This is a genomic window from Catenibacterium sp. UBA627, assembly GCF_002299355.1.
In the GTDB taxonomy this organism is placed as follows: domain Bacteria; phylum Bacillota_I; class Bacilli_A; order Erysipelotrichales; family Coprobacillaceae; genus Catenibacterium; species Catenibacterium mitsuoka.
Genome location: NZ_DBPF01000054.1, coordinates 1 through 5278, shown reverse-complemented (window position 1 = coordinate 5278; position 5278 = coordinate 1). Strand labels below are relative to the sequence as shown.

Here is a 5278-nt window from a genome sequence, read left to right as displayed (position 1 = left end):
AATCGTACATCATTTTCAGACTTCGGAATACAAGTGTAAATCTATTTAAGTAAGAACTTCTATTACCAAGCAGTCCAACGACTACATTAACGGTAAATTTCTATCTTGCGATATGGAAGTATAGTCAATCTCCCTGATGTTTATTTTATGCTATTTTGATTCCACTATTCAATACTTTGATTCTATTAATCTCAATTCGGGTAGAAAACTTAAGTAAAAATTATGTGGTTTTCATCCCATAGGCAAGCCTATGTTTTTTTCGCCAGTAATTAATAACATCTTCTTGCCTGGTAGAAACTTCTCTGCCAATAGCTATTTGCTAGTGATGCAACCTGTACTGGTTTACCAGATGAAGGCGCATGCACCATACGGTTACCACCAATATAGATACCTACATGATGAACACCAGAATATGAACCATTTGAACTAAATAAGATAATATCACCAGCCTGCATAGAACCACGATCTACATATGATCCTACACCACATAATGACTTTGTTGTATTTGATCCAATATTTACACCAGCCTGATAATGAGACCAGTTTACAAGACCAGAACAGTCAAACTTAGTCCAATTAGGATTAGAAATCTGACTCATAGAGTGACATCCACCCCACACATACATATAGCCCTGACGTGTTAATGCCTTATTCGCAATTGCAAGCCCTCTTGCAGACTGATTAGCATTTGGAGCTGGTGCAGGTGTTGTATTCTGACTGCCTCCTCCATTATTAGAAGAACCACCATGATTTGATGAACCACTGTTATTTGATGATCCACTATTGCTAGAAGAACCACTATTTGTATTAGGTGTTGCATGAGTGACACCATTTACTTTAGATTCATCTGATGCTTTACTTAATTCAACTAAGTTCTGTGCAATTGTGCCTATACTATTTTCATTATCAGATAAATCACTCTGCTTATCCTGTAAAGCTTTCTGTTCGGCTTCAAGTTTAGCTACTAATGATTTCTGTAATGTTTCAGCTTCACTCTTTTGTGCATTTAATGCAGTCTGAGTATCAACAAGTGTCTGCTTCTGTACTTCTAGCTGCTTCTGTTCTTCTTTGATTTCATTCATCAAATCTGTTTCATAAGCCGTTAAATCTTTAAGAGTTGCAGCTCTTGAGAAGAAATCAGAGAATGAGCTGGCATTAAATAAATAATCTACATATGCATTAGAATTCATCTGACTCTGCATTGAATAGATTCTATCTTTTAATAGAGCCTTTTTCTGGTTTAGATTATTTTCTGCATTTGTGATTGCAGTATTCATATAAGCAATCTTCTGATTGGCTTCATTGATCTGACTATTTAAAGTATTAATCTTATTTGCTACATCTGAGATAGATAACTTCGCACTATTAACACTATTCTGTTTACTGTTGATTTCATTTTTTAAACTTGCACTTTTTGTCTTTAAGTACTTATTAAACTCTTTACAAGTATTCTGATTTGAACGAGTAAGAGTCTTTGATGAACAAAGTCTATAATACTTTGATTCCTGACCAGCAAACTTATTAGCTGCTTCAACTGTATTCACATTGGATAAAGCAAGCGGTGTTACCATCGCAGCGGCAATAAGCAATGACACAATTTTACGTCTTCTTTTCACAAAATCACCTTCCTTCACGTACAAGTAATTATAACACAAGTTATATTAAAACCCAATCTCATATAGAAATTCACATAATCTTAAGAAGTTTCAGTCTTTTTGATTCTTCGTGTTTTAAAACTGCCTTTTCAAGATAATGGCTCCAACAATCTGCATCCTTAATCAGTTCACTATAAGCATCATCTATGCATTCTTTACGTGAATGATTACTAATTGCAGTGAAAATGATATTTTTTTCTTCATCACTAAATATTGAACCAAGAAGTTCTTTCGCCAATTCACTTGAACGCGTCGCATGCTGGAAACTAGAAGAATAAATAGGCACTGCTACATCATGAAGAAGACCAATAATTGCACATAATTCTTCATCAAGTCCTCTTTCTTTTGCAAGAAGTACACACAGTGTTTCTACTTGAAACATATGCGCTATTGCCTCTCTTTTATAATAGCCATGACTCTTTTCATCTAAAAGATGTAATACCTCATCACGTAAACTAAAATAACGATTCATCGTCTGAGTCCCTTAGGAAATAAATTTTTAACCTGATTGCTTTCTTTGTAGAAAGAAAGTGGATAACCATCAACAAAGATGACGCCAAATCCTTTGTTCCCTGTTCCTTCTAATGTTTCACCATGGATATACTTCTTGATTTCTTCACTATCACATGAATAATCATAACTTCTTTTTACATCCTCTTTAGTCAAAGTTAAGGCAAGAGAATAACTTGGAATAAATCTATTCTTTCTTACTTCACCTAAATAGAGCCCGTTACGTAACACTCTGATTCCCTTTAGTTCTGGAAAGTTCTTTTTGATTGCATAGAGATGACCATTATTTTCTATGATATAAGCAGGTACTTTCTTATTGAGAGTCTCCTGATAGAAGGCTTTTAATACTTTTAAATCAGCCGGGCTCACTTGAGGTTTCATTGGTCTGACTACTTTTCTCGGACTGTTTCCAGGCTTTCTTAGTAAGGCTATAAAATGCCCTTCTCCACGATAATGATGCGGATAACATCTTACTACTTCATCTAGATCAACGCCTGGACATAAACCATGAGATTTACTAAGAGGAAGTAGTTCAAAGCCAAGTTCATCAACTGCATAATGAACCATTGCTTCATTTTCTTCATATGAGTAAGTACATGTAGAATAGATGACCATACCACCCTGTTTCAACATGTCATAGGCACCTTTTAATAAGTTCTTTTGGATATGCGCACATTCTAATACCTTGTCTTCACTCCAGGTATCTACAGCCTGTTCAAGCTTTCTAAACATTCCTTCTCCACTACATGGTGCATCTAGGACAATCTTATCAAATGCTTCCTGAAATTGCTTTGTAAAGCGCATTGGATCAACATTTGTGACAATTGTATTGTCTAATCCAAAACGTTCAATATTCTCACTTAAAATGCGTGCACGAGAGGCTTCAATATCATTCGCAATTAATACACCTTCTCCTGTTAATCGAGATGCAATCTCACAGCTTTTACCTCCTGGAGCCGCACACATATCTAACACAAAATCATCAGGTTCAATAGGTAATGCATCTGCTACAAGCATCGCACTCGGTTCCTGGATATAATAGAGTCCTGCAAGAAAATAAGCACTTCTTCCTGGATGATAGTTTTCATCATAGAGATAACCATTCTCTACAATAGGATGATGTTCAATATACTGCTCTTCTAATACCCTTTCTACATTCTTCTTATTTCTATTTAAATAGAGACCTTTAACCGGCTTTTCTAATAAAGCCTTCTTAAAGTCATCATATTCATCTTTTAATAAAGACTTCATACGGGCATCAAATTGTTCCATAAACTCACGTCCTTTCTGAACTATTATACAAAAAAATAGATGTATTGACTACTTTTGATATGCTACAATATGAAAAGGAGGGATTATTTAATGAGATGTTCATGGGCTAAAAGTAAAGAAGCAATCAAATATCATGATAATCGATGGTGTAAAGAAACACATGATGAAAAAATGTTATTTAAGATGCTTGTTCTTGAAGGCATGCAGGCAGGATTATCCTGGGATACTATTTTAAAGAAGGAAGAAGCGTATAATCAGGCATTTGATGATTTTGATTATCATAAGATTGCCTCTTATTCTAAAGAAAAAATAGAATCTCTCTATGAAGCTGAAGGGATTATTCATAATCATTTGAAGATCAACAGCATTATAATCAATGCGAAAGCTTTTTTAAGCGTACAGGAAGAGTTTGGCAGTTTTGATCATTATATCTGGTCTTTTGTAGATTTCAAGGTGATTGATCATCGTTATGTAGATGAAGAAGAGATACCTGCAAGTGATGCATTGTCTACTAAGATATCTCAAGATATGAAAAAGCGTGGCTTCAAGTTTGTTGGTCCTGTGATTATCTATAGCTATTTACAGGCTATTGGCATTTATAATGATCATCTATTGAATTGTGAATGGAGGTAAAGAATATGACACGTATTGATGAAACTATTAAGAAACATGATAAGGGTTATAACTGTGCACAGGCTATTGCATGTACTTATTGTGATCTTGTAGGTATGGATGAAGAAACAATGTTTAAGGTAGCTGAAGGCTTAGGTCTAGGTGTAGGCTGCATGGAAGGAACTTGTGGTGCTGTTACTGGTGCATGTCTTCTTGCAGGATATAAGAATAGTACAGGTAATCTAGATAAGCCAAATAGTAAAGCAAGTACTTATAAGTTATCTAGAGAGATCATGCAGAAATTTAAAGAAAAGAATTCTACAACTACATGTAAAGTATTAAAAGGTGTAGAAACAGGTAAGTTGTTAAGAACTTGTCCTGACTGTATTAGAGATGCCGCTGCTATTGTAGAAGAAGTATTATTTAGTGAGAAATAGTCATCTATTCCTTTTTTAGAGAAAAAAAGCTGAGAATATATCCCAGCTTAATCATTAATAGTTGGTGCCCTTGACCGGACTCGAACCGGTACGGGTTTGAAGCCGGCAGATTTTGAGTCTGCTATGTCTACCAATTTCATCACAAGGGCACTGACAACGTTATTATTATAGTATGCATAAGGGATGTTTTCAAGAAAAAAATAGTTTTATTTCAGCAAAATGTTAACTCATGTCTCTACGATATATTTAGCTACATCTCATTTTGTATATATTGCTAGTATTAAAAGAAATTATTTTATTTTTTTCTAAATGTATTCGCTTACTTTATAAAAATGATTGACATTTAGTTTTAAGGCTCTTATATTAGATTCATATACAAAAAAGACAGCGAATTGAAAAGAACATTCAGTTTTTGGATTTACAGAGAGTTCCTAGTGCTGAGAGGGAATGATTCATGTGGATGAAATACATCAAGGAGTCGGGATATTGAAATAAAGTAGGTATCCACGGGTACGACCGTTATATCGTCAGAGTATGATAGTACTCACAGAGGTCTATATAGTGATATATGGATAAAATAAGGTGGTAACGCGAAGTCCCTCTCGTCCTTATAATCGAGAGGGACTTTTTATATATCCAAAGGAGAAAAGATTATGATTATTGTATTGAAACCAAAATGTGATGAAAATGATATTAAGAAAGTAACTGACAAGATTGAAAGCTATGGTTTAGAACCACATGTTTCTACTGGTCATGAAACAACTATTATCGGTGTAATTGGTGATACGACTA

The 5278-nt window shown here is 34.6% G+C and carries 5 protein-coding genes, 1 tRNA gene, 1 pseudogene and 1 other annotated feature; of the genes and pseudogenes, 3 read left to right on the top strand and 4 right to left on the bottom strand.

Translation table 11 applies throughout. The features are described 5' to 3' along the window. Positions 1-269 precede the first annotated feature (269 nt). From B2S90_RS03830 to B2S90_RS03820, 3 genes are all read right to left on the bottom strand, one after another. On the bottom strand, positions 270-1616 hold the full coding sequence (locus B2S90_RS03830; protein ID WP_055234237.1) for a C40 family peptidase: 1347 nt from the start codon (positions 1614-1616) through the stop codon (positions 270-272). 70 nt (positions 1617-1686) lie between these two features. Further along, the gene (locus tag B2S90_RS03825; RefSeq protein WP_279068525.1) at positions 1687-2127 is read right to left on the bottom strand and encodes an HD domain-containing protein; all 441 of its coding nucleotides are present in this window, start codon (positions 2125-2127) and stop codon (positions 1687-1689) included. Further along, positions 2124-3437 (bottom strand): RsmB/NOP family class I SAM-dependent RNA methyltransferase, encoded by a 1314-nt coding sequence (locus B2S90_RS03820; RefSeq protein ID WP_286696564.1) that lies wholly within the window; start codon positions 3435-3437, stop codon positions 2124-2126. Before B2S90_RS03820 ends, B2S90_RS03825 begins: the two co-directional genes overlap by 4 nt. Positions 3438-3527: 90 nt before the next feature. Between B2S90_RS03820 and B2S90_RS03815 the strand changes: the two genes are divergently transcribed. Together B2S90_RS03815 and B2S90_RS03810 are read left to right on the top strand one after the other, a co-directional pair. Further along, the gene (locus B2S90_RS03815) at positions 3528-4070 is read left to right on the top strand and encodes a DNA-3-methyladenine glycosylase I (RefSeq protein WP_414630682.1); all 543 of its coding nucleotides are present in this window, start codon (positions 3528-3530) and stop codon (positions 4068-4070) included. A gap of 5 nt (positions 4071-4075) precedes the next feature. Next, entirely contained in the window at positions 4076-4486 is a 411-nt protein-coding gene (locus B2S90_RS03810; protein WP_278860643.1) for a C-GCAxxG-C-C family protein, read from the top strand. A 62-nt stretch (positions 4487-4548) separates the two neighbouring features. Here the strand turns inward: B2S90_RS03810 and B2S90_RS03805 are convergent. After that, positions 4549-4635: transfer RNA gene (locus B2S90_RS03805), tRNA-Leu, on the bottom strand. 229 nt (positions 4636-4864) lie between these two features. Next, positions 4865-5099 (top strand) — a binding site (T-box leader). Positions 5100-5139: 40 nt separating this feature from the next. Between B2S90_RS03805 and B2S90_RS10880 the strand changes: the two are divergent. Beyond that, positions 5140-5278, top strand: a pseudogene (locus B2S90_RS10880) (3-deoxy-7-phosphoheptulonate synthase); the annotation flags it as partial.

Bases quoted from the DNA above. Each gene is read 5' to 3' on its own strand.
- B2S90_RS03815 (WP_414630682.1), top strand. From the start codon at position 3,528: ATGAGATGTTCATGGGCTAAAAGTAAAGAAGCAATCAAATATCATGAT.
- B2S90_RS03820 (WP_286696564.1), bottom strand. From the start codon at position 3,437: ATGGAACAATTTGATGCCCGTATGAAGTCTTTATTAAAAGATGAATAT.
- B2S90_RS03810 (WP_278860643.1), top strand. From the start codon at position 4,076: ATGACACGTATTGATGAAACTATTAAGAAACATGATAAGGGTTATAAC.
- B2S90_RS03825 (WP_279068525.1), bottom strand. From the start codon at position 2,127: ATGAATCGTTATTTTAGTTTACGTGATGAGGTATTACATCTTTTAGAT.